This window comes from Mucilaginibacter psychrotolerans (genome assembly GCF_004519315.1).
Lineage (GTDB): Bacteria > Bacteroidota > Bacteroidia > Sphingobacteriales > Sphingobacteriaceae > Mucilaginibacter > Mucilaginibacter psychrotolerans.
On sequence record NZ_SOZE01000013.1, the window covers coordinates 130,810 to 153,939 of the forward strand.

The following is a 23,130-nucleotide window of genomic DNA, read 5'->3' on the forward strand; positions in this document are numbered from 1 at the left end:
ATTATAAACCCAACCAAGTTTTAAATCATGCAGGTAATTTTAGGTGTAGTGTTCCACTTCATAGGTGGCTTCGCTTCGGGCAGTTTTTATATCCCTTATAAGAAGGTGAAAGGCTGGGCCTGGGAAAGCTTCTGGATAGTAGGCGGTATTTTCTCATGGCTCATTGTACCGCCTATTGCAGCCTGGATTACCATTCCGCATTTTGCCGATATCATTAAAGCTACCGACGGGCAAATACTACTACTTACCTATTTCTTCGGCTTGCTGTGGGGGATTGGCGGACTTACCTACGGGTTGGGCGTTCGGTACCTCGGCGTGTCGTTGGGCAGTACCATTATATTGGGCCTTTGCGCGGTGTTCGGTTCTATTATCCCCTCGGTATATTATAATTTTTACCCAAAAGTGGGTAAAGATACTTTTAGCATGATGCTGCACAACCCCTGGGGGCAATGGGTGCTTGCTGGTATAGTGGTATGCGTTATCGGCATCATCATTTGCGGCAGGGCAGGTACTTTGAAAGAAGCCGACCTGGCAAAAGGCCGTGCCGATGTGGCCGACAATAAAGATTACCGTTTCGGGCTGGGCATATTTGTGGCTATCGTATCGGGCGTGTTGAGCGCCTGCTTCAACTTTGGTATAGAGGCCGGTAAATCCATGGCCGATACTGCCAACGAGGTGTGGAAAGCGGCGCACCCCGGTGGCGGCAACTTCCTGTACCAAAACAATGTTACCTATGTGGTTATACTCTGGGGTGGGCTGAGCACCAATTTTGTATGGTGCATGATATTGAACGCACGCAACAAAACCTTCGGCAATTATACCGATAAGCAGAAACCGCTGCTGAAGAACTACCTTTTCTCGGCCCTGGCCGGTACTACCTGGTTTCTGCAATTCTTCTTCTACGGCATGGGCGAAAGTAAAATGGGCAACGGTGCCAGCTCATGGATACTGCACATGGCCTTCATCATCCTTATTGCCAATGCCTGGGGACTGCTGCTTAACGAGTGGAAAGGCGTGGGGAAAAAAGCCCGGTACACGGTTATCGCAGGCATTGCTACCATCATCGTCTCAGTATTGATAGTAGGCTACGGTAATTCCCTTAAATAGTGGGCGTATTTAGTGACTCCTTACACAATATAATATAAATTGTAATGTTTAACTTTGCAGACAAATAAATCTACAGAATTTGATAATTGCCTAATGCCCCCGGTAAATTATCTTTTATTTGCCTGATATAGTACACATTGCAACAGACATGATTAAAATATTCGTTAGTGGTTTTTCCTTGGATATAACCGAAATGGAACTTGTTCAGATGTTCGACCCGTATTGCCCCGTGGTGACCATCAAAATTGTTAGAGATAAAAAAACAAGGGTATGTAAGGGCTACGCTTTTTTAGAAGTAGCAACTGAAGAGGATGCCCAAAATGCCGTAAACGAGTTGGATGGCAGCCCGATAGCCGACCGTTTCCTGACCGTAAAAATTACCCGCGAAGAAGACGTTAAAAAGAAGCCCGCTCCGTCGTCTTTTGGCAGGAGACCTGCAACTACTTCAAATTACAGCAGGGTTGAACGCCAACCTGCCGCTGCCGCATCAGGCACAGGCTTAAGGCCAAGGCGTCCGCGAAACAATAAATAAACCACTAAATAAATAAACCACTATATATAGTAAACGCCAAAGGCCTTCGATATTTCGGAGGCCTTTGGCATTTATGTCTATTTAACAGCGCGGTTTTACCTGCAATAAAGGTTGCAAAAGTTTCTTCCTTTCAGAAAATGCGGCAGATTAATAGTCATTGGTTTGACAAATAACGTGGGTTTACGCTATTGTTGCCCTCTACCGATACGCTCTTTAATAAGTTGTCGCTTTCTGTTTTAAAATAGTTAGTCTATGGATTTGGTAGAATAAATATTATTATTTATGTTTGCCCCGCAACATGAAAAATAATATAACAAATACAAATGCTACGCTTCCCGGTGTAGCTGCTTTAAATCAAGCGATGCCTGCTCTTGCAGGTATTTGTTTGATATGTTGTTGCTGATCAATAGCCAAATTAAAAGTGGCTACCCTAAAGCAGGCCGATAACGCTTGCTAAATCACCAAACAAATAATCCCCCAAAGTTCAACCTCCAAAAGCAATGTGTTAATCACAACATAAAAAAACAAACCGGCAAGGAAGCCTTGCCGGTTAAACAAAATGAAAGGCCGGCCACGTAACGGCAATCACACGCCAGCCTTCATTGTCAGCCAAGCAAATAAAATTCATCATTCACTTAACCATGTTAAATATATGGAAATATTTATCCATGCCAAATCTTCGCGGATAACACTCTTCTTTTCTCTTTTTGCGCTATTAAATCTTAGTTCATTTATAGCATCGGCACAAACGCCAACAACACCCATTATCAATTCAAAACTAACCGGGCGGGTAACAGATGCGGTTACCACAGAGCCGCTGCCAGGTGCTGTGGTAACTATAAAAGGTACTACCCATGCAGTTGCTGCTGACGCAGATGGTCGTTTCAGTTTTGTAACCGGCCAAAAATTCCCTTACACACTCATCGTAACCTTTACCGGTTTTGACAAGCAGGAATTGGTGGTTGATGGCAGCCCGGTAGAAATAAAATTGAAAGCCAGCCTTAACCAGTTAAACGATGTGGTTGTAGTAGGTTATGGCACGCAAACCCGTAAAAGCCTTATTGGTTCGGTAAGTAAAATAAGCGCGCAGGAAACCAAAAATACCCCGGTTGCCAGTTTTGATGCACAGCTGCAGGGTAAGGCCGCAGGTGTGCAGGTGAACACCCTATCGGGCATGCCTGGCGAGGGTGTGCGCATAGTGGTACGTGGTACGGCATCTATTAACGCCAGTAACGACCCGCTATTTGTTATAGACGGTATCATAGCCAATAACAATTCACTTGCCACCATCGATTTGGGCGGCAAGAAAACTTCGCCGCTTGCAGATATAAACCCTGCCGATATTGAAAGCATAGAAGTATTAAAGGATGCCAGCGCCATTGCCATATATGGTTCGCGTGCATCAAACGGGGTGGTTTTGGTTACCACTAAACGCGGCGAGTATGGTTCAGATAAACCCAGGTTTAATTTAAATACCTACAATGGTTTCCAGTGGGCCGATAAAAGCCGTTTATGGAAACTCACCACCGGCCCCGAGCATGCCATGCTGGTGAACGAGCAGTGGATAAACTCGGGCATTGATAATCCTGCGCTAAACCAAAATTTTGCCAACAGGCCCTTCCGCCCGGCAAGCGAGGTGATCAACGGCGTTGCCGGCCGTGGTTTACCGGAAGAGCAGCAGACCTATGATAAATTGAGCGAAGAGTTTCGCACGGCAAAAGTGCAGAACTATGATTTTAATGTTACAGGTGGCAGTGCCAAGATCAGGTATTACATAGGCACCGGGTACACCGATCAGCAATCTATCCTGATCCCGGCAGATTTTAAACGGGCCAGTGTTAAGCTTAATTTCGATATAAAACTTAGCAAGTACCTCACTTTTGGCTCAAGTAATGGCGTGTATCACTCTATTCGCCAGCAGGTGCGCGATGGTGCGGGCCAGGCTGCCGGGCATTTATTGGCCGCATTACACTCGCCAACTTACCTGCCTATTTATAACCCGGATGGCACCCTTGCCCGCGGCTCACTTTACGAGAACGTAGAAAACCTCATCAATACCGATATTACTGATATTTCTACCAACAGCACCCGTTACGTTGGTAACCAGTTTTTAGAGGTGAAATTGTTGACGGGCTTGAAATTTAAAACATCGGTAGGCCTTGATTATGACCTCTACAAAGAGGGAGAGTACTTCAATGACCAAACCATTACCGGCGGTGTTACTTACCCCGGCGGCTATAAAAACTCGGTTATTACCAACTATACCATTTTTCAAAATGAGCAAACGTTATCATACACCAAGGATCTTGGCGGGCACCAGAGCCTGAATGTATTAATTGGTAACAGCATCCAAACCACTACGCTTGATGCCACAGGCGCTACCGGTTACGGTTTTCCAAATAATTCCTACAAGGAGATATCATCGGCAGCCGTGCGCACCTCATCAGAAAACAAATCAAAATCAACTATAGCGTCATTTTTCGGCAGGATAAACTATAACATCAGCGAGAAGTATTACTTCGAAGGTTCTATCAGGGCCGATGGCTCGTCCAAGTTTGGTGCTAATAATCGCTGGGGTTATTTTCCGGCCGTAGGTGCTGCCTGGCGGATAAAAGAAGAGTCTTTTCTTAAAGATAACAAAACCATCTCCGATCTGAAGTTCCGTGCAAGCGTTGGGCAGGCAGGTAATCAAAATGGTTTAAACGATTACGCGGCGCAGGGCTTATGGTCTGGTGCGGCGCAATACCCGGATAACCTGACAAGCGGCTCTAAAGCGGGTACCGCACCCGCGCAATTGGCCAACCCCGATCTGAAATGGGAAACCACCACTACTTACAACGCCGGTATCGATCTGGGCTTGTTTAACAACCGTGTATCGATAGATCTTACAGCCTATTACAAATACACTAAAAATGCATTACTTAATTTACCGGTACCAACATCAACCGGCTATTCAAGCACCCTGGCCAATGCAGGCGAGATTAGTAATAAAGGTATTGAGATAGGCATTAATACAACCAACATTAAGGTTGACAAGTTTGAATGGACAACCAACTTTAACTTCTCGCGCAATATTAACAAGGCCGAAAAACTGGCCAGCCCCATCACGTTTGAGGCCCGCGAATACCTGCGCGATGTGCAGGGCGCACCGCTGCTAAGCTTTTGGCTGTACAAGCAATTGTATGTAGACCCGCAAACCGGTAACGCTGTTTTCCAGCATGCTGATGGTACAACGGGCACCACCGTAACCTCTGCCGACAGGATGTTGCTGGGTACCCTGTACCCTAAATTTTATGGCGGTATTACCAACACATTCACCTATCGCGATTTTGACCTGAGCGCGTTCTTCTCCTTCCAGTATGGCAACAGCGTGTTCAACTTTAACAAATATATTTTAGAAGGTGGCGGTACCCGCGATGCATCACGCTCTATTTTGGCCAGCCAGCTTAACCGGTGGACAACGCCCGGGCAAATCACCAATACGCCGCGCGTAACCAGTGTAGGCAACAACTACAATATAGAGCAAAATAGCCGCTACCTGGAAGATGGGTCTTTTATCCGCCTAAAAAACCTGGTGGTAGGTTATACGCTGCCAAAGGCCTTAACCAATAAATTCAATATACAGCGCTTACGGGTTTATGTACAGGGCACTAACCTGTTATTGTTTACCCACTATACCGGTCCCGATCCCGAATCATCGGGTAGCGGTGTAGCCAACCTGCAGGGTATAGACACCGCCACGCCACCACAACCGGTAGGTGTTCAATTTGGCGTAAACCTCACTTTTTAACACTACAGCACATGAAAAAGATAATAATACTGATAACTGTAATAGCCGGGTTATCGCTGCAATCCTGCAAAAAATACCTGGAGGTACCATCATACAACCAGGTATCTGATGAAAACACCATATTTGATGCCTCATCGGCACAAACTGCCGTACGTGGTGCTTATCGTGGCCTTGCCAGCTTAAACAATAGCTCAACTTTTCAAAACATCGTGCTGCAATCGGGCGGCGATGTGCGCTCAATTAATAACGCGCAAACCGACCTTAACGTCATAAACTACAGCCTGCGCTCGGATATTCCGTTGCTGCTAACCCTATGGGCCAATGATTATAATACCATTAACCGGGCAAATCACATTATTCAAAAAGTACCGGGTGTAACGGATATTAACCTAACGGCGGCGCTTAAAGATCAGCTTTTGGGCGAAGGTTACTTCATCAGGGCGATATCGTATTTTGACCTTGCCCGTTTGTTTGGCAACGTGCCCATTTTTTTAACGCCAACCAATGTAGTGGCCGATAAGGTTGGTACGCCAAAAAGCACGCAAGCACAGGTTTACGCCCAGGTGCTTGATGATTTGAACAAAGCCGAAGCGTTGTTGCCTGCTACCGTTGTACGTAACCGGGCCACTAAATTTACGGTTTATGCCTTGAGGGCACGCCTTAACCTTTACCTGCAGAAATACCAGGAAGCCGAAAGTGATGCGAGTTTAGTACTGGCAAATGCCGGCTACAAGCTTAATACCCCGTTTGCCTTAGCTGCCGGAACAACCGAATCGGTTTTGGAACTATCCTATAACACCACAGATCTTAACCCCGCATTTTCTTTATGGAATGGTAATAACCGCGCGCTGGAACCTAAAGCAACCCTTTACAACCTGCTAAACGACCCAGCCGTTGGCGGCGGGCGTAAAATACTGGCCACAAAAACAGGCACGGCAATTTTCGGGGGCATTTCGCCAACAAACGTGTCTGCCGGTTATGTGATCCGCACAGCAGAATTGTTCCTGATCCGTGCAGAAGCAAGGGCCAAAAAAGCAACACCCAATCTTGCCGATGCTTTAGCTGACCTCAACGCCGTAAGGCTTCGCTCGGGGATTGCAGCCAGTACTGCAGCCACTGCCGACGATATTTTGCTGGCGGTTGAAAACGAGCGCAGGGTAGAGTTTGCCCTGGAGCCGCAGCGCTGGTTTGATTTGGTGCGCACAGGGCGCGCACCAGCAGTGCTAAGCCTTAGCGATGCCAATAAATATATCTTCCCAATTCCCGGTGCCGAAATTTTGGCTAACCCGGCATTGGTACAAAACCCGGGTTATTAATCATCACAATATAAATCACAAATTATGAGCGAAGCATTAACCAACAAAGCACAATCCCCAGCAGGGGATTGGCTGCACCGGCTTGGCGGGCATTTAAGTAGTATTGCCAAACCCACGCAGGTTTTTAAGGAATGGAAAGGCTGGCAGTTAAATTTGTTCCGTTTCTTTTTCATCTTCCTGGTACTGCTAAGTGTACCCCTCGACTGGAAATTTTACCGCGAGCTATTCAGCATTAACTGGCTGCACCTGCATTTTTACGATCTGCTAAAGCTGACCAAGTACCAGCCGCAATTTATTTCGCAGGAAAGCCTCGCTAAATTTGGCTGGGGCGGATTTGGTAACTGGGGGATAAGCCTGGTTATATCGTTGGTGGGCGCTATTGTTTGGGCAAGGCTGGATAGCAAGCGCAGAGAGTACAGTATTTTATACTACTGGCTGCGGGTAATTGTGCGGTACAGGTTGGCGGCGGTGCTTATCACCTACGGGTTTATCAAGCTATTCCCGCTGCAAATGCCTTATCCATCGCTAAGCGACCTGCTTACCAACTACGGCGATTTCTTTGCCTGGAAGATCTATTTCCAAACGCTGGGCATATCACCTAATTACGAATCGTTCTTGGGTTTTATCGAGATACTGGCTGCCTTCCTGCTGTTTAACCGCAAAACCGTGACCTTTGGCGTTGGGCTGATATTCGGCTTTATAGGCAATGTGGCCGTGGTTAACGGTTTTTATGATGTGGGTGAGCAGGTGTTGAGCACTTACATTGTGTTGATAGCGGCTTTCCTGTTTGTGTATGATATTCCAAGGCTTTACGATTTGCTGGTGCTGCAAATCCCTGCTTATGCCAATAAACTGGTACCGGTTTATGCCGATAAAAAGCTACGCGATACACGCAGGGTGTTGCGCACCGCCTTCCTGCTTTTTGTGTTGCTTTTTGGCTGGAAAACTTTTGACAGTTTCCACAACGATCCGTATAAAATTCCCCGCACACCGGGTTTAAGTAAGGCATACGGTTATTATGATGTGAAACAGTTTGTGTTGAATAAGGATACTATCCCCTATTCTAAAACCGACCGTAACCGCTGGCAGGATGTGGTTTTCGAAAAATGGTCAACCCTTACCATAAAAGTTAATCGCCCGGTGAAAATTGATTTTTCGAGCGGGGAGGGGTATCACGAAAAAGACATCGACCGCAATTACGAACTGGCCGGGCATGGTGGTCGTCATTATTTTTATTATGAAGCAGATACCTTTAAACACACGCTTGCCCTGCAAAATAAGAACATTAACGAGCGCAGCGAAAAGCTGTTCCTCACCTACAGCCGCCCCAACGACTCCACCATTGTGCTAAACGGTATCAACGAGAACCGCGACTCTATCCACGTGGTACTGGGCAGAATCAACAAAAAATACATGATGTTGGAAGGCCGCCGCCGGGCCGTAAAAATTTAAGCTGTTCAATCATCAAATAAAATTAAAAGATATGTCAGAATTAATTACGCACCCCGATGATGTACAGGAAATACCTGTAGATTATCAGCCGGAAAAGCCCACAGCGCCGGGCAGTTCCAAAGCGTGGACAACTAACCAAAAAGTAGCCTTTAGGATAGGTTTCCTGTATATGCTGTTTTTGTGCATCCCGCTGTACTCCGCATTTTACCAGCATTTGTTCAGCTTAAAATGGGGCAAGATCACCTACAACGATTTTCAAACCATTGTAGCCTTTTGGCCGCCGCAGATCATCACCATCGAATCGGAAGAAGGGGTGTTCGGTATTCTCAACTATATCAACCTGATATTGGTTTTTGCCGGTTCGGTAGCAGGTGCAGGTATCTGGACAGCTATTGACCGGAAAACGCTTTCTTATGATAAGCTGTACTATTGGATACGTGTGCTTGCCCGCTACCGCCTTGCTTACGGCATGATAGGCTGGGGTTGCAAAAAGATCTTCCCTATGCAAATGGTTTACCCAACAGTGGGTATGCTGAATACGCCCTTTATTGATATGGCGGAGAAGAAGCTGTATTGGTCGCACGTGGGGGTATCCTTTGGATACACGGTTTTTTTAGGCTTCGCGGAATTTATTCCGGGCATTTTATTACTGCACCGTAAAACGGCGGTTTTAGGCGCAGCGCTGGCAGCCGTTGTTACCTTCAATATTTGTATTGCCAACCACGCTTATGATGCAGGCGTGGCAGTACCGGCGGCTTACTTTGCTATTATCGGTTTGTTTATCACCTGGTACGATCTGCCCAAAATATGGAACCTCATTGTAAAGGAGCGAGACAATTTGCAGCCCTATCATTACTACCCCGTATTAAACCAAACCTCGCAGCGCCGCCTCAAAGCAGCAACAAAAGCCGTTTTCAATATCGCCTTTGTGCCGGTAACCGTTGCTTTATGGGGTTATGGCTTTTTTTATGGCAATAACTATAATATCCCCAGCACACCGGGACTGCCCGATGCGAAGAGCTATTACCAGGTAAGTGAGTTTAGGCTCAATAATAAAGTGATCCCCTATTCGCCAAAAGATTCTATCCGCTGGCAGGATGCGACCTTCGAGGGCTGGTCGTCATTAAGTTATAAAACCAATCGCGGAGCCATTGCCGACAGGATGATAGGCTACTCGCCACTAAGGGTAACCCAAAGCAAAAATCGGAAATTGAACGAAGCGAGTTCGCAAAACGCCGATAGATTGGCTAAGCAGAACAAACCACGCGATTTGGGTGTAACCCGCTGGGAAGTGGGCGGAATGGCAGGCGAAAGGCGGTATTTTTATTACAAAGCCGACACGGTTAAGCATATCCTTTACCTGCAAAATAAAAACATACACTACAAAAACGAAAAGCAGGTTTTGCACTATAGCAGGCCAACGCCAAACCGAATTATTTTAAGTGGGAGAAACGAGTTTAAAGATTCTATTTACGTAGTTTTAGACAAGGACCCGAAGAAGTACCCGCTTGTAGAAGGCAGGCAAACCAGTATAAAAGCCTTTTAATTATCAAACAATTAATTATCATAACAACATGTCAACATCCCCAGCTAAACTAACCCTGCACGAAGATTGGGCCGTGGTTATTTTAGGTTCATTAATTATTATACTGGCCATAGCAGGTTTCCTGCTGCCCGTACCCACCTTCGCCTGGAAAGATGGCGCTGATCTATCTGGTAAAGTGCTAAGCACCGGTAACCTCGTAAAAATACTGGAGCAGTTTGTTTTTACGCTCATCATTGGCGGCATAGGCGCGCTGATCACCGGTAAGCCCATCCGCAATTATGCGCTCGGTTTCCCGCTGGTTTATGCGCTTACTATTATCGCCTTAGTACTGGCCGGCAGCAGTAAGGCCAAAGCACTGAATTTGGAGGCGGTTATTTTTAGCCTGGTGATAGGCCTCGCCATCAGCAACTTTATTAAACTGCCGGAGTGGCTCAAGTCTTCCTTATCAACCGAACTTTTTGTGAAAATTGGTTTAGTGATACTAGGTACCAGCGTAATTTTTGGCGACATTTTGAAGGCAGGCTCACTAGGATTGATCCAGGCTTTGCTGGTAGTTACCTCAGTTTGGTACTTTGCTTTTTGGGTTTGTAAAAAACTGAAGGTAGATGACGAGATTGCCATGATGATCTCCAGCGCGGTATCCATCTGCGGTGTTTCGGCAGCAATTGCAACAGCAGGTGCCATCAAAGGCGACTCGAAAAAGCTAAGCTATGTGATCTCTATGGTGCTGATTACTGCTATACCCATGATGATATTTATGCCCATCATTGCGCATTATTTTAACTTTTCGCAGCCCGTTACGGGGGCATGGCTGGGTGGCAGTATAGATACCACCGGAGCTGTAGTAGCATCAGGCAGTTTGGTTGGCGAGGTGGCTTTAAAGGTGAGCACCATCGTTAAATTCTCTCAAAATGTTTTGTTGGGCTTGGCCGCCTTCGCCATCTCTATTTACTGGACCTACACCAAACATCCCTCGGCAAAAGATAAAGATACCAAGCCAACCCTACGCGTTATTTGGGAGCGTTTCCCCAAATTCGTACTGGGTTTTATTGGTGCATCGTTGCTGTTTTCTTTCCTGGTGCCTCCGGCAACTAACCTTTTGGTGAAAGATAGCCTGAAAAACCTGCAGGGCCTTTGGTTTGCCTTAGCCTTTACCAGCATCGGATTAGAAACCAACTTTAAGGATCTTTTTAATGAGAACAGCAAGAAGCCATTATATGCTTTTTTGATAGCACAAACCTTCAATATATTTATCACACTTGGCATAGCGTTGATATTGTTTAGATAGCGGAAAGGTTTTATAATTCCAAAATGGCCTTCGGTTGTTCGGAGGCCATTTTGTGTTCTCAGGCTATTTTTATTGCTTACCACAGATGCATTATTCTCGTTAAGAACAAAAATTTTCCTTTTTAAAAATAAACTTGTAATTATGCCTTACCAATTCATCAACCGTTTTTTACCCATTTATGCTTCCAGAACAGGAATTTCAAATGTGGCCCGATGCAGACCTGTTAGCACTGCTGAGGCTGGATGACCGTAAGGCATTTGAGATACTGTATAAAAAATATTCGCCCAAGCTTTACTACGCTGCCTACAATCTGTTCCGTGATAGGGATGTATGCGAGGACCTGGTGCAGGAGCTGTTTATTGATTTGTGGGCTAAACGCAGCGAATTGAAGATTACTTCATTGGAGTGGTACTTAAAGGTGGCCATAAAAAACAGGGTGCTGGTTTACATCCGCACGCAAAGGGCTACGTTAGATGTATCGGCCATTGAGGCCCTCGCCGAAAAGTACAGTGCCGATAGCCGTTTGCTACAGAACGATATTAGCCGCGTGCTGGAAGATAATGTTGCCCGGCTACCCGAGAAATGCCGCCAGATATTCACCCTCAGTCGCAAAGAATATTTAAGCAATAAAGAAATTGCCATCCGCCTGGGTATATCTGTAAAAACTGTAGAAAACCAAATGACCATTGCCTTGCGCTACCTCCGTAACGGGCTAACGGATTATTTGCCAACTATAGCCGTTATGCTGTTGATGGAGATGTTGCGGTAAAGCCGCTTACCGAGGTTGGCACCTACACCAAATGCATACCGAAAATCAAGGTGTTGCCGTCTTCATCGTTTACGCTAAAATCGCGCAGCCCGTAACTCCGGTCGCCAATATCGAACTCAAGTATGGCACCTTTGGCAGTAACTTCATGGTAATAAGCATTCAAATCGTCGCAATAGAAGCAGAACAAGGCCTTACCCGCAGGTTTTTTAATGCCATTGTGTTTAGGTTCGCTTAAATGGATCCAGGCATCACCATAGGTTAAGCCTACATAATCGCCATGCTCAAAATCTACACTAAAGCCCAGTATATTGGTATAATAGGCTGTAGTTTTTTTGATATCAGAAACATGGCTTACCGGGGTTGTGCTTAAAATTTTCATGAATGAGATTGTTGTTTGCAAACAATGAAAATACTCAATTGTCGTTCAGTTGCTCTTCAATCAATGCTCTTAACTCTTCCTTGTTTGGCAGATACAATTGATATTTACTAACGAATAATTGCGACGAAACATTATGCATAGCATACTGAATAAGCAGGTCATCTTTTTGCTTTGCCAGCACAATTCCTATCGGGGGATTGTCGCCTTCTGTATTCTCCTCATTTTCGAAATAACCGAGGTACATATTCATTTGGCCTACATCTTCGTAGCCCGCTTCTTCTCTTTTAAGGTCTATCAGCACAAAACATTTAAGTATGCGGTGATAAAAAACCAAATCCACATAATGATGCCGGTTTCCCAGGGTTATTCTATATTGTCGGCCCACAAATGCAAATCCTTTTCCTAACTCCAACAAAAAGTGCTGTAAATTTTCAATTATCCGTTTTTCAAGTTCAGATTCTGTATAGTGGTACGGTTCGGGTATTTTCAGAAAATCCAGGATATACGGATCGCGAATAATATCATTTGGATGCAAAATCTTTTGCCCCTGCCCGGCGAGAGCTATTATAGCTTCTTTGTTTTTAGATGAGGCAAGGCGTAAAAACAATGAGGTATTTATTTGGCGTTTCAATTCTCTTACACTCCAGCGTTCGTTGATGCCCTGTTGTTGATAGAAAGATCGCTCTAAATGGTTTTCTAGTTTTAGCAATTCAACATAGTGCGACCAGCCCAAAAGGTGCGACACCGTCGCACCTTTTGGGTAAGCGATATAAAACTGTCTCATGCGCTTTATATTGCTTAAGCTAAATCCCTTGCCATTTAACATGGAGAGATCTTTAGATAGTTTGGGTAATAAATCGGAACCATACCTTGCACGCTCTACACCTTCTTGCTCAAATTCCACGATATGACGCCCTATTTGCCAATAGGTATCCAATAATCCGGCATTTACAGCTTGTATCGCTTTAGATCGTCCCTCCTCATAAATGGTTGAGATGCTCCCAATAAGATTTTGATATTCACTTTGATTTACCAACTCCGCCATAATTTCCAGGTCGTATAACTTTTAATCCAAAAATAGGAAAGAGTATCGTAAAAAGGGAACAAGCACAATACACAACAGTACCCTAATCACGATCAGTTCAGACCGCTCTTGCCATCAGCCCTATCATCACTGTTTTACATAGTGAAGTGCTACGCACCCCGATTTAAAGATCTTCGTTTCTACCAATTTTAAGCCTAATGTTTCCGGCAGTGTGATGCCTTTTAATAGCCGTGTACCTTCTCCGGCAATAAAAGGTTGTACTACAAAATGGTATTCATCAACCAAACCCAATGCTATCAGGTGCGATGAAAACGATACGCCGCCCAGGCTTATCGGCTTTCCTTCGCCTTGCTTTAATTTCAATATCTCTTCCGCCGGATCTGCCCGGCTAATGGTGGTGTTGTGGTCGTAGACACTGGTTAGGGTTTGAGAGAAAACAAGCTTTTCCAGCGAATCGAATACCCTGGCAAACTCATTGGTGGCTTTACCCATCGACTGGTTTTTGGCAACCTCGGGCCAAAAAGGTACCATCAATTCGTACGTTTTACGCCCGTAAGCCAGCAGGCCCATACCCCGCAATAATTCTGTAAAGTATTCGTGCAGTTCGTCATCGGCAATGCCTTTGGTGTGGTCGCAGCAGCCATCTATGGTAATGTTGGTGGCGTAGATTACTTTTCTCATTTGCTTAGGTATTAGTTTTTGATTGGTTCGCGAGGATTAAAATCAAAAATATAAAACGGCATGCACAATGGTGAGGGTAATCGCGGCAAAAAAAGGGCGTTTTGAGCCCCAGATTGTGGATCAACTTCGCTCATGGAGTCTGTCATATAGTTACAAAATATAGTCACCCGTTTGTGTTGGATATCCATCCTGCAAAATATTTTCACATTGTTTAGGGGGTAGCCCCTGCAATTGCATCTTACCTATATAAACCACCAATAACGCATACCTTCTTGAAAAAACGTAACCAGGCTGGCGATAGCTCGCAGCAGGAAAAACTTGTAGAAAAGTACTTTGACGATTTGCGGCTTAACGGGCAAAAAGCTGCGGATTACGATTCGGAGTTCGACGGCGAGGGGGTTTACAACCGCATCATCTCGGTTATAGATCAGCCACTGCCGCAGCGGCGGGTTGCATCGCGCAGGTGGATTGTTGCGGCGTCTGTTGCCCTTGTAGTAATGTCATCGGCGGTTCTGGCCCTGTATCACAATAGTTTTCGCAATTATTTTTATCCTATACAAACCAAACAGCTTATCGCCGCCAACGGGCAGGTACTGAATTACACCCTGGCCGACGGCACCAAAGTTTGGCTAAACGGTGGCAGCAAGCTAAGCTATCCCAGCGAATTTCGCGGTAATTTACGGGAGATTACCCTCGAAGGTGAGGCCTATTTGGAGGTTGTGCACGATGCATCCAAATCGTTTATTGTGCATACGGGGGCTATCCGCACGCAGGTGTTGGGTACCAGTTTCAACGTGAAGGCCTACCCGGAAGATACTTTTGTGAAGGTAGATGTAACCAGCGGCAAGGTGGGCGTTATTCCGGCAGCTGAGGGTAACAAGCCTGCGCAAACCGTGTTCCTTACGCCAACAGAAGAAGTTTATATCAACAAAAAAAACAATACCGCTCTCAAATTAACCGGCGTTGATGCAGCCACCTTAAGCAATTGGAAAGATGGCGGGCTTGTGTTTAAAAACATGGCCTTGCGCGAAGTTTTGAACGCTTTGCAGCATCGCTATAATGTAAAAATGATTGCAGATGCCAACCTGCTGAAATGTACTATATCGGCCAATTTTACCAACGTGTCCTTGCAGAACATTATGGTGATCATATCCAAATTGGTAAAGGGTAAAGTGGTGCAGGAGGGGCAGGTATACCATTTTAAAGGCAAGGGCTGCTAAAATCAAATCATTAATAACAAGAGATACAACCAATTATCAGTTCACCCCAAAAACAAGGAAGACAGCAATGACATAAAAAATAAAAAAACCCTGGCCAAAGGGATTTGAGCAGGGTTGATTAAAATGCCGGGTTATTATTAAGTGTAGCGTTTAGAGGTCCAATTCAGAACGAAACACTTGAATTTCAAACACTTTAATTTTTTCAAATTTATGAATATATCTCTATTTTCAAATGGAGTAGTTCGTTATGTTTTTATATTAATGAAATTTACCTCGCTCGCCTGTTTTGTGGTTTGCCTCATGTGCCTCTCGGCCATCGCAAACGACTCTTTCGGCCAGAAATTTCTGGAGCAGCCGGTAACGCTTAAGTTGAAAGACGAAAAGCTTACCGATGTGCTGGACAAAATTTCTGCCGATAAGCAGTTGAAGTTTGCCTATGCCGATAATGTGCTGAAGCCAGGCTACAGAGTAAGCGTTAATGCAAGCAACAAAAGTATCAAACAGGTACTGAATGAGGTTTTAACTCCGTTTAACCTCTTATACAAGATCATCGACGATGTAGTGGTTATCAGCGAGCGCAGCGATGCAAATGCCGTAGCGGCCAGGCCTGCAAAGCAATTCGCCAAGATTACCGGTAAGGTAACTGATGATGCCAACCTGCCCTTGCCGGGCGTAAGCGTTAGGATTAAAGGAACTACCATTGCCACGGTAACGGATATCAACGGCAACTTTATCTTAGATGCGCCCGATGCAACCGGTACGTTGGTGTTCAGCTTTATTGGCTTTACCGCCAAAGAAGTGCCGCTTAACGGGCAAACTACGGTAAACACCCGGTTACTGCCAGAGCGTACTTCGCTCAACGAAGTCATCGTGATTGGTTACGGTACGCAAAAACGTTTGAACGTAATAGGCGCGGTAGACCAGGTATCGTCGGCAGCCATAGAGGGCAAGCCATCGGTAAACCTAACCCAGGCTTTGCAGGGTACGTTGCCCAACTTAACCATACAGCAAACCAGCGCTGAGCCGGGCGCGTATGCCAATATCAATATCCGCGGCGTAAGTACGCTGGGTAACAACAGTCCCTTGGTAGTGATAGACGGTATTACCGGCGGCGATATCAACCTGCTGAATCCGCAGGATATAGAAAGCGTATCGATACTGAAAGATGCGGGCAGCGCGGCCATCTATGGTTCTCGTTCGGCCAATGGCGTAATTTTAGTAACCACAAAAAAAGGTAAAAAGAATGCCGGCGCAACCCTAACCTACAACGGGCAGGCAGGCGTGCAGATGCCGCATGTAGGCTATAAACCGGTGCAGGGTTTCGAGAATGCTATCCTGCGCAACGAAACGGTAGTAAACGCCGGTTTGCAGCCCATTTATAGTCCGGCGCAAATACGGGCTTTACAGCAAAATGGCGATAACGAGTGGTTTTTAGATGCTATCCTGAAAAACGGTGAGCAGCAAAGCCACAACCTGGCCCTGAGTGGCGGCGCAGCCAATACAACCTACATGGTTTCAGCCGGCGTAACCGACCAGCGCAGCAATTTGGTTGGCCCCGATTACGGCCTCAGGCGCTACAATTACCGCATGAACCTCACTACCGAGTTCGGCAGGTTAAAGCTGACGAGTATTCTGGCTTACGCGCGTACCGAAATTAAGGAGCATTCCTACAATACCTCAACCCTGATTGTTGATGCAGGACGTACGCCTACCTATTACAAGATACAGGATGCGGATGGCAACTTCCTTACCAACGATGTTTTGCAGGAATTTAACCCGCTGGGTATTTTGGAGAAAGGCGGCTACCGCAAGCGCGATAACGACAACATCTTTGGTAACCTTAACGCAGAGCTTACCGTTACCAAAGACCTGAAACTGAAAGGCGTTTTTGGCGGTACGCTGCTATCTAACCACATGTTTGGCCGGGTAATACAGGTGAACTACCTGCCTAAAGGCACTTATGGAGCAGACAGGAATACCGATGATGACAACAACAAAAACCTGTTCATCAACACGCAGTTTTTGGCGCAGTACACCAAAACCATTGCTAAAAACCATAATGTAGATGTGCTGGTAGGTGTAGCCAACGAAAGCACCAACAACACCAGCAATTTCCTGCACCTAAAATATACCGACCCGGAGCTGGGTACACCGGTAACAGGCACTATTATCGACCCATCATCTACAGGGACGAACAACAACACGGTAGAAACCAGCCTCAACTCTTTATTTGGCCGCGCAGGGTATTCATTCAAAAACAAATACTACGGCGAGGTTGATTTCAGGGTGGATGCATCCTCTAAATTCGCCAAGAAAAACCGCAACGCGTTTTTCCCCTCCATTTCGGGCGGTTACCGTTTAACCGAGGAGGATTTTATGGAAAACTACCGCAGTAAGGTGGGCGACTTGAAACTCCGCGCATCCTACGGTATTTTGGGTAACCAAAACGTAAGCGATTACCAATATCAGCGTACCTACGGGCCCTTCCAGGATGCATATGGTTTCAACAATTCCAGCGTAAGCGGCACCTCCATCACCTTTGCCAACCCGGATATCCGCTGGGAGCGGGCGGCTACCTTTAACGTAGGTGTGGATGCAACGTTTTTGAACAACGCGCTTAGCCTGTCGGTAGATTATTTCAACAAAATAACCCGCGATATTTTATTGCCGCCAATAGTGCCTGGCACTTTCGGCGCGGGCCTGCCCGATTATAACGCCGGCAAGGTGCAAAACCACGGCTGGGAAGTGAATGCCAGCTACCGACTGAAAACAGGTGGTTTCAATCACTCGTTCTCCTTTAACGTTGCCGACTCTAAAAACAAGGTGCTTTACCTGGAAGGCGGCGACCAGTTGCGCAGCTACGACGAGATGCAAATCATCAACAAAGTTGGCCTGCCCATAGGCTCGTACGTTGGCTACAAACGCGATGGTTATTTCCAAAACCTGGACGATGTAAACAATGGGCCTAAATTTGCCGGTGTGAACGTAGTGCCGGGCGATAACCGCTATGTAGACGTAAACGGCGACGGCATTATAGATGATAACGACAAATTCGTTTTAGGCAACGGTTTCCCGCGCTTAACGTTTGGCTTTACCTATAACGTTACCTACAAAGGTTTCGATTTGAATGTGTTTGCGCAGGGCGTAGGCAAGCGTAGCATGTTTGTGCGCGGCGAACAGGTAGAGCCTTTCCACTTTGGTTACTCGCAGGTGATATACCAGCATCAGTTGGATTACTGGACCCCGCAAAACCCTGATGCACGTTTCCCGCGGCTGGCCGCAAATGGCAGCCAAAGTAACGAGAATAACTTCCGCCGCGGCTCGGATATGTACCTCTTCGATGGCTCGTATCTGCGGGTAAAGAACGTACAGTTTGGCTATACGCTTCCTGGTGGCATCGCCAAAAAAATAGGCATGCGTAAGGTTAGGGCATATCTTACCGGCCAAAACATCCTTACTATCTCAGGTATGAAATTCCTCGACCCTGAAAGCACCGAGTTTAACAGTAATGTACAGGCGGGTGGCGCTAACAGCGGCAGGGCATACCCTACGCCAATTTATTACGGGTTTGGCATTGATGTAACCTTATAAATATTGCTATCATGAAAAAGATTAAAAACTATAATAAGGCTGCGTTCTTCATTATGCTGATTGTTTTTACGTCGGCCTGTAAGAAACTCGACCTTGCACCGGCAAACAAGTTTACCGATATAAATTACTGGACCACTACCGAGAAAGCCAACAGTGTGCTCAACACTGCTTACTCGCAAATGTACCGTAACGACTGGTTCTTTTACAACGAAGGCGCTTCTGATAATGCCTACAACGGTAGGGGTGATAACAGCGGCGTAGCATCGCTCGCGGCAGGTACCTATGATGCATCATTAGGCCGCGTAAAAGATGAGTGGAACTACCATTATTCGGGCATAAAAACCTGCAATATCTTTTTAGAGAACGTGGACAGGGTAACCACCCTGGATGCTAATCTGAAGGCCCGTATGAAAGGCGAGGCAAGGTTTATCCGCGCGTTCCACTTTTTTCAGTTAGAAACCTGGTTTGGCGATGTGCCCTTGGTAGATAAGGATATCACCATTGATGAATCTAAAACCATTGCCCGCACCCCAAAAGCGCAGGTGATTGATTTTATACTGAAAGAACTGGATGAGGTAGCCGCTGTGTTGCCGGTAAATACCGCATACCCCGCTGCCGACCGTGGCCGCATTACCAAAGGCGCTGCCTTTGCATTAAAAGCAAGGGTACAACTTTACGATAGCCGCTGGGCTGATGTGGTTACTACCTGCGAACAACTCATTGGTAATAACAGTAATGGGACATACGGGCTGTTCAGTTCTTACGAAGGCTTATTTTTACCGCAGAACGAGTATAACAACGAGGTGATACTGGATCTGGAGTACGTACCCAACGTAACCAACCGCACCTACAACAGCTTTTTTGATTTTGCACCGCTATCGGTAGGCGCAAGGCTAAATGCACTTGCCCCAACGCAGGAACTGGTGGATAGTTACCTGATGGCTAATGGCAAAAAGATAAGCGATGCGGGCAGTGGCTACGATGAGAATAACCCGTATGTAAACCGTGACCCGCGCTTAACTAACACCGTTGTTTACAACCTGTACCAATGGAAAAAGCCCGACGGCACCACCAAAACCATCTATACCAAACCAGGCTCAGACCCGGCGCCTGATGCCAACACCGGCCGCGGTACTGATGAATACGCCTCGGGCGCGGTAAGCTCGCCAACTGGTTATTACATCCGCAAGTATTACGATCCTACATCGGCAACCAATTTCCAATCGGGGTTGAATTTGATTATGATACGTTATGCCGATGTGTTGCTGATGTATGCCGAAGCCAAAAACGAGCTGGGTCAGATGGATGCAGGTGTTTGGGATAGAACCATCAAACCAATCCGCAGCCGCGCAGGCTTTACCGATGCTGCCGCATTGAATTTCCCGGGCGGTGCACAAACTACGCTGCGCGACATAGTGCGCAACGAACGCCGCACCGAGCTGGCGATGGAAGGCCTGAGGATATTCGATATACGCAGATGGCAAACCGCTGAGACCGTGCTGAATGGTTGGGCGCATGGTGCCAAATACGGTACAGCTTCTATCGATAATGGCTACATCCGCGCTAACCTGCGCAGCTTTGATAAAAGCAAAGCCTACTTATGGCCCATCCCGCGCGATGAGCGTAATGTTAACCCCAACCTTACGCAAAACCCGGGTTGGTAATTTATTTATTAATAAAACTTTAAGCTTAAAAACATGAAGAAGATATTTTATAGCCTCCTGGCTTTTATAGTTATTGTGTTGGTGGTATCGGGCTGCAAAAAAGACAAAACGCTTAACCACACCAACGTATCGGCAGTGAGCACGCTTTTTGCTCCCGAGAACAACAAATTCGTAAAGATTGCCTCGGGTGCTTCCGGCTCGGTTTCCTTCGAGTGGGCGCAGGCACGTGCAGAAGATAATGGTTTGGTTTTATATGAGGTGGCATTCGATAAAGAGGGCGGCGATTTTTCAAAACCCCTTTACTCGGTGCCTTCTGATGGTAATGGCCTTTATAATAAATTGAGCCTTACTTTTAGCGACCTGAACAAAATTGCCACCGCAGCGGGCGTAAAGCCGCAGGAATCGGGCAAAGTAATTTGGACGGTAATGTCGTCAAAAGGCATCAACGTGCAAAAATCTACAGAGATACGTACAGTAGAGATACAACGCCCCGCAGGCTTTACCGATATCCCTACCGAGCTTTATCTAACCGGTACGGCAACCGAAGGTGGCGACGACCTGACTAAAGCTATCAAATTTAAATTGACAGCACCAGGCAAATTCGAGGCCTTTACATCGCTTAAAGCGGGTACTTACCACTTTGCAGATCGTAACACCGGTACGCCATCTACCTATTCATACGATGGTACAAAACTTACCGAAGCAGGCAACACCACAGTAACCGGCGATGCCAAAGTGCAACGCATAGAGGTGGATTTTAACGTGGCCTCATTTAAAACAACAGAGGTGGTTTCGGTAGGCCTTTGGTTTGCTGCTGACAACAAGATCTGGTTCGATTTGCCTTACAAGGCTGCGGGCGTTTGGGAAATAGATGGCGCGTCTATCGTATTCCACCAGGAATCGTGGGGTAGGGATGAGCGTTACAAATTCAGGTTTACCTTTAAGGATGCCGCAGGTGCCACCAGCACGCAGTACTATGGTAGCACCAATTCTGATAACAGCCGCCCGGATACGGGTACCGCACCATCGTTCTACTACATGGTGCCTGTAAATAATTCGCAGTACGATTACTGCTTTAAGTTTACCGGTGCTGCCGACAATAAAACGGCAGATATCAAGGTGGATTTTAGCGGCAACGTGGCTAATTACACCCACTCGGTTAAGGTTAATTAGAGATAGGATTTAAACCCGGTAACAAAAAAAACTCCCTGCGCTCTGTGTCTGCTCTGATATCTCTGTGTTTAATTTTTAACACAGAGTACACAAAGGAGGCGCAGAGTTTACAGAGGGTAATTTAATAGTTGTTGCCTTAAACATCACACAAATGAAGAACATTACCCAATATATAGGCAAAGTGACAATAGTGGGCCTTATCCCGCTGATGCTAACTTCCTGCTTAAAGGATAAGCCTTTCCCGCTATATGGCAACAAAGCAACGGTGGTTATCAATTACACCTGGGCCGAAACGGCCGATTCGCTGCAAACGGCTACATATAACAACTATATTTCGGCTAACGGAAACTATTTTAAGCAGGATAACGGAGGCAACACCAATTATAACTACTGGCCGCAGGCCCACACGCTTGATGCCTTTACCGATGCCTTTCAACGCACAGGTAACGATATCTATAAGCAACGCATGAAATCGTTGTTGAACGGTACACGTATTACCAACGGTAACAAGTATCAGAACGAGTATTACGATGATATGGAATGGCTGGCACTGGCAAGCCTGCGCGCCTATGAGGTAACCAATGATAACGATTACCTGGATGCCGCCAACATATTGTGGACGGATATAAAAACAGGCGTAAATACCAACCAGGGTGGCGGTATAGCCTGGCGCAAAAGTCAGCTCGATTATAAGAACACCCCGGCAAACGCGCCTGCCATTATATTTGCTTGTCGCCTGTACCGCTTGAAAAACAATGCGGCCGACCTGACCCTGGCCAAGGACTTGTACACCTGGATGAAAGCCACCCTGGTAGACCCCGCCACCGGCATCATTTGGGATGGCATAAACGGCAATCATGATGGGCAGATTAGCAAGAATAAATTCACTTATAACCAGGGTGTTTACATTGGCGCTGCTTTGGAGCTGTATAACGTTACCAAAGATGCAAGCTATCTGGCCGATGCAACCCGCAACGCCAGTGCAACCATCGTGGATACGGATATCTCACCGGGCGGCCTGCTGCGTTCTGAAGGGCAGGGCGATGGAGGTTTGTTCAAGGGCATATTGGTACGATACTTAACCCTGCTGATTCAAAGTCCGGATATTACGCCAGCTAATAAAGATGCTTACGTAAAGTTTTTGAAATACAACGCGCAAACGCTGTTTACCAAAGGCATTGGCAGACCAGCCATGACGGTGAGCCCCGATTGGAAATCGGCACCATCCGGCACTATCGATCTTACTACCCAAATAAGCGGGTTGACGATGATAGAAGCCGCAGCAAGGTTGAAAGCTGCGGGGGTATTTTAAATTTATGTTATAGCGATGGGGCGCAAAGAAAAGCGGTGGGAATGTGCGATTCCCCTCTTGAGAGGGGTGCAGGGGTGTGTTTGTGCGATTTGCTTTACGGCACCCCCCCCCCCGCCACCGCACTGGCCCGCACGCCCCCTCTTGAGAGGCATAGCCGTCAACTTAAGGGTAAAAAAATGATTTTAGCGCAAGAATCGAGACACAAAAGTTGGGAAATTTACTACAATCTATTAGTAATGAGGTTTTTAATGAGGGCCTATTAAGG

The 23,130-nt window shown here is 46.3% G+C and carries 16 protein-coding genes; 13 read left to right on the forward strand and 3 right to left on the reverse strand.

The window, feature by feature from the left end; genetic code table 11:
- Positions 1 to 27 precede the first annotated feature (27 nt).
- From rhaT to E2R66_RS14380, 8 genes are all read left to right on the forward strand, one after another.
- Positions 28 to 1,107: an L-rhamnose/proton symporter RhaT gene (rhaT, locus tag E2R66_RS14345; protein ID WP_133231877.1), complete on the forward strand. Its 1,080-nt coding sequence runs from the start codon at positions 28 to 30 to the stop codon at positions 1,105 to 1,107.
- A gap of 148 nt (positions 1,108 to 1,255) precedes the next feature.
- Positions 1,256 to 1,639, forward strand: coding sequence for an RNA recognition motif domain-containing protein (locus E2R66_RS14350; protein WP_133231879.1), 384 nt, complete (start codon positions 1,256 to 1,258; stop codon positions 1,637 to 1,639).
- Between the two features lie 652 nt (positions 1,640 to 2,291).
- Positions 2,292 to 5,429, forward strand: a complete 3,138-nt coding sequence (locus E2R66_RS14355) for a SusC/RagA family TonB-linked outer membrane protein (protein ID WP_133231881.1) — start codon at positions 2,292 to 2,294, stop codon at positions 5,427 to 5,429.
- An 11-nt stretch (positions 5,430 to 5,440) separates the two neighbouring features.
- Positions 5,441 to 6,745 carry a RagB/SusD family nutrient uptake outer membrane protein gene (locus E2R66_RS14360; RefSeq protein ID WP_133231883.1) on the forward strand — a complete coding sequence of 435 codons (1,305 nt, stop codon included), beginning with the start codon at positions 5,441 to 5,443 and terminating at the stop codon, positions 6,743 to 6,745.
- A gap of 24 nt (positions 6,746 to 6,769) precedes the next feature.
- Positions 6,770 to 8,197, forward strand: a complete 1,428-nt coding sequence (locus tag E2R66_RS14365) for a DoxX family protein (RefSeq protein ID WP_240049322.1) — start codon at positions 6,770 to 6,772, stop codon at positions 8,195 to 8,197.
- Between the two features lie 31 nt (positions 8,198 to 8,228).
- Positions 8,229 to 9,743, forward strand: a complete 1,515-nt coding sequence (locus tag E2R66_RS14370; protein ID WP_133231885.1) for a hypothetical protein — start codon at positions 8,229 to 8,231, stop codon at positions 9,741 to 9,743.
- Positions 9,744 to 9,771: 28 nt separating this feature from the next.
- A complete protein-coding gene (locus E2R66_RS14375) occupies positions 9,772 to 11,031 on the forward strand; it encodes a YeiH family protein (protein WP_133231887.1) in 1,260 nt (419 codons plus the stop codon).
- A gap of 178 nt (positions 11,032 to 11,209) precedes the next feature.
- Entirely contained in the window at positions 11,210 to 11,800 is a 591-nt protein-coding gene (locus E2R66_RS14380) for an RNA polymerase sigma-70 factor (RefSeq protein WP_133231889.1), read from the forward strand.
- A gap of 22 nt (positions 11,801 to 11,822) precedes the next feature.
- Here the strand turns inward: E2R66_RS14380 and E2R66_RS14385 are convergent, their stop codons facing one another.
- The 3 genes from E2R66_RS14385 to E2R66_RS14395 form a co-directional block, all read right to left on the reverse strand.
- Positions 11,823 to 12,179, reverse strand: coding sequence for a glyoxalase superfamily protein (locus tag E2R66_RS14385; protein ID WP_133231891.1), 357 nt, complete (start codon positions 12,177 to 12,179; stop codon positions 11,823 to 11,825).
- A gap of 34 nt (positions 12,180 to 12,213) precedes the next feature.
- The gene (locus E2R66_RS14390) at positions 12,214 to 13,224 is read right to left on the reverse strand and encodes a PDDEXK nuclease domain-containing protein (RefSeq protein WP_133231893.1); all 1,011 of its coding nucleotides are present in this window, start codon (positions 13,222 to 13,224) and stop codon (positions 12,214 to 12,216) included.
- 126 nt (positions 13,225 to 13,350) lie between these two features.
- Entirely contained in the window at positions 13,351 to 13,905 is a 555-nt protein-coding gene (locus tag E2R66_RS14395; protein WP_133231895.1) for a dihydrofolate reductase family protein, read from the reverse strand.
- Between the two features lie 272 nt (positions 13,906 to 14,177).
- On the opposite strand from E2R66_RS14395, the gene E2R66_RS14400 reads away from it, so the two are divergent.
- The 5 genes from E2R66_RS14400 (at position 14,178) to E2R66_RS14420 (ending at position 22,865) form a co-directional block, all read left to right on the forward strand.
- Positions 14,178 to 15,125, forward strand: a complete 948-nt coding sequence (locus E2R66_RS14400) for a FecR family protein (RefSeq protein WP_133231897.1) — start codon at positions 14,178 to 14,180, stop codon at positions 15,123 to 15,125.
- Positions 15,126 to 15,386: 261 nt separating this feature from the next.
- Positions 15,387 to 18,716 (forward strand): TonB-dependent receptor, encoded by a 3,330-nt coding sequence (locus E2R66_RS14405; protein WP_133231899.1) that lies wholly within the window; start codon positions 15,387 to 15,389, stop codon positions 18,714 to 18,716.
- Between the two features lie 11 nt (positions 18,717 to 18,727).
- On the forward strand, positions 18,728 to 20,380 hold the full coding sequence (locus E2R66_RS14410; protein ID WP_133231901.1) for a RagB/SusD family nutrient uptake outer membrane protein: 1,653 nt from the start codon (positions 18,728 to 18,730) through the stop codon (positions 20,378 to 20,380).
- A gap of 33 nt (positions 20,381 to 20,413) precedes the next feature.
- Positions 20,414 to 21,553: a SusE domain-containing protein gene (locus E2R66_RS14415; RefSeq protein ID WP_133231903.1), complete on the forward strand. Its 1,140-nt coding sequence runs from the start codon at positions 20,414 to 20,416 to the stop codon at positions 21,551 to 21,553.
- A 151-nt stretch (positions 21,554 to 21,704) separates the two neighbouring features.
- Positions 21,705 to 22,865 (forward strand): glycoside hydrolase family 76 protein, encoded by a 1,161-nt coding sequence (locus E2R66_RS14420; protein WP_133231905.1) that lies wholly within the window; start codon positions 21,705 to 21,707, stop codon positions 22,863 to 22,865.
- Positions 22,866 to 23,130 lie beyond the last annotated feature (265 nt).

Coding starts and splice junctions, on each gene's coding strand:
- E2R66_RS14420 (WP_133231905.1), top strand. CDS start 21,705: ATGAAGAACATTACCCAATATATAGGCAAAGTGACAATAGTGGGCCTT.
- E2R66_RS14385 (WP_133231891.1), bottom strand. CDS start 12,179: ATGAAAATTTTAAGCACAACCCCGGTAAGCCATGTTTCTGATATCAAA.
- E2R66_RS14390 (WP_133231893.1), bottom strand. CDS start 13,224: ATGGCGGAGTTGGTAAATCAAAGTGAATATCAAAATCTTATTGGGAGC.
- rhaT (WP_133231877.1), top strand. CDS start 28: ATGCAGGTAATTTTAGGTGTAGTGTTCCACTTCATAGGTGGCTTCGCT.
- E2R66_RS14380 (WP_133231889.1), top strand. CDS start 11,210: ATGCTTCCAGAACAGGAATTTCAAATGTGGCCCGATGCAGACCTGTTA.
- E2R66_RS14415 (WP_133231903.1), top strand. CDS start 20,414: ATGAAGAAGATATTTTATAGCCTCCTGGCTTTTATAGTTATTGTGTTG.
- E2R66_RS14355 (WP_133231881.1), top strand. CDS start 2,292: ATGGAAATATTTATCCATGCCAAATCTTCGCGGATAACACTCTTCTTT.
- E2R66_RS14365 (WP_240049322.1), top strand. CDS start 6,770: ATGAGCGAAGCATTAACCAACAAAGCACAATCCCCAGCAGGGGATTGG.
- E2R66_RS14360 (WP_133231883.1), top strand. CDS start 5,441: ATGAAAAAGATAATAATACTGATAACTGTAATAGCCGGGTTATCGCTG.
- E2R66_RS14350 (WP_133231879.1), top strand. CDS start 1,256: ATGATTAAAATATTCGTTAGTGGTTTTTCCTTGGATATAACCGAAATG.
- E2R66_RS14395 (WP_133231895.1), bottom strand. CDS start 13,905: ATGAGAAAAGTAATCTACGCCACCAACATTACCATAGATGGCTGCTGC.
- E2R66_RS14410 (WP_133231901.1), top strand. CDS start 18,728: ATGAAAAAGATTAAAAACTATAATAAGGCTGCGTTCTTCATTATGCTG.
- E2R66_RS14375 (WP_133231887.1), top strand. CDS start 9,772: ATGTCAACATCCCCAGCTAAACTAACCCTGCACGAAGATTGGGCCGTG.
- E2R66_RS14405 (WP_133231899.1), top strand. CDS start 15,387: ATGAAATTTACCTCGCTCGCCTGTTTTGTGGTTTGCCTCATGTGCCTC.
- E2R66_RS14370 (WP_133231885.1), top strand. CDS start 8,229: ATGTCAGAATTAATTACGCACCCCGATGATGTACAGGAAATACCTGTA.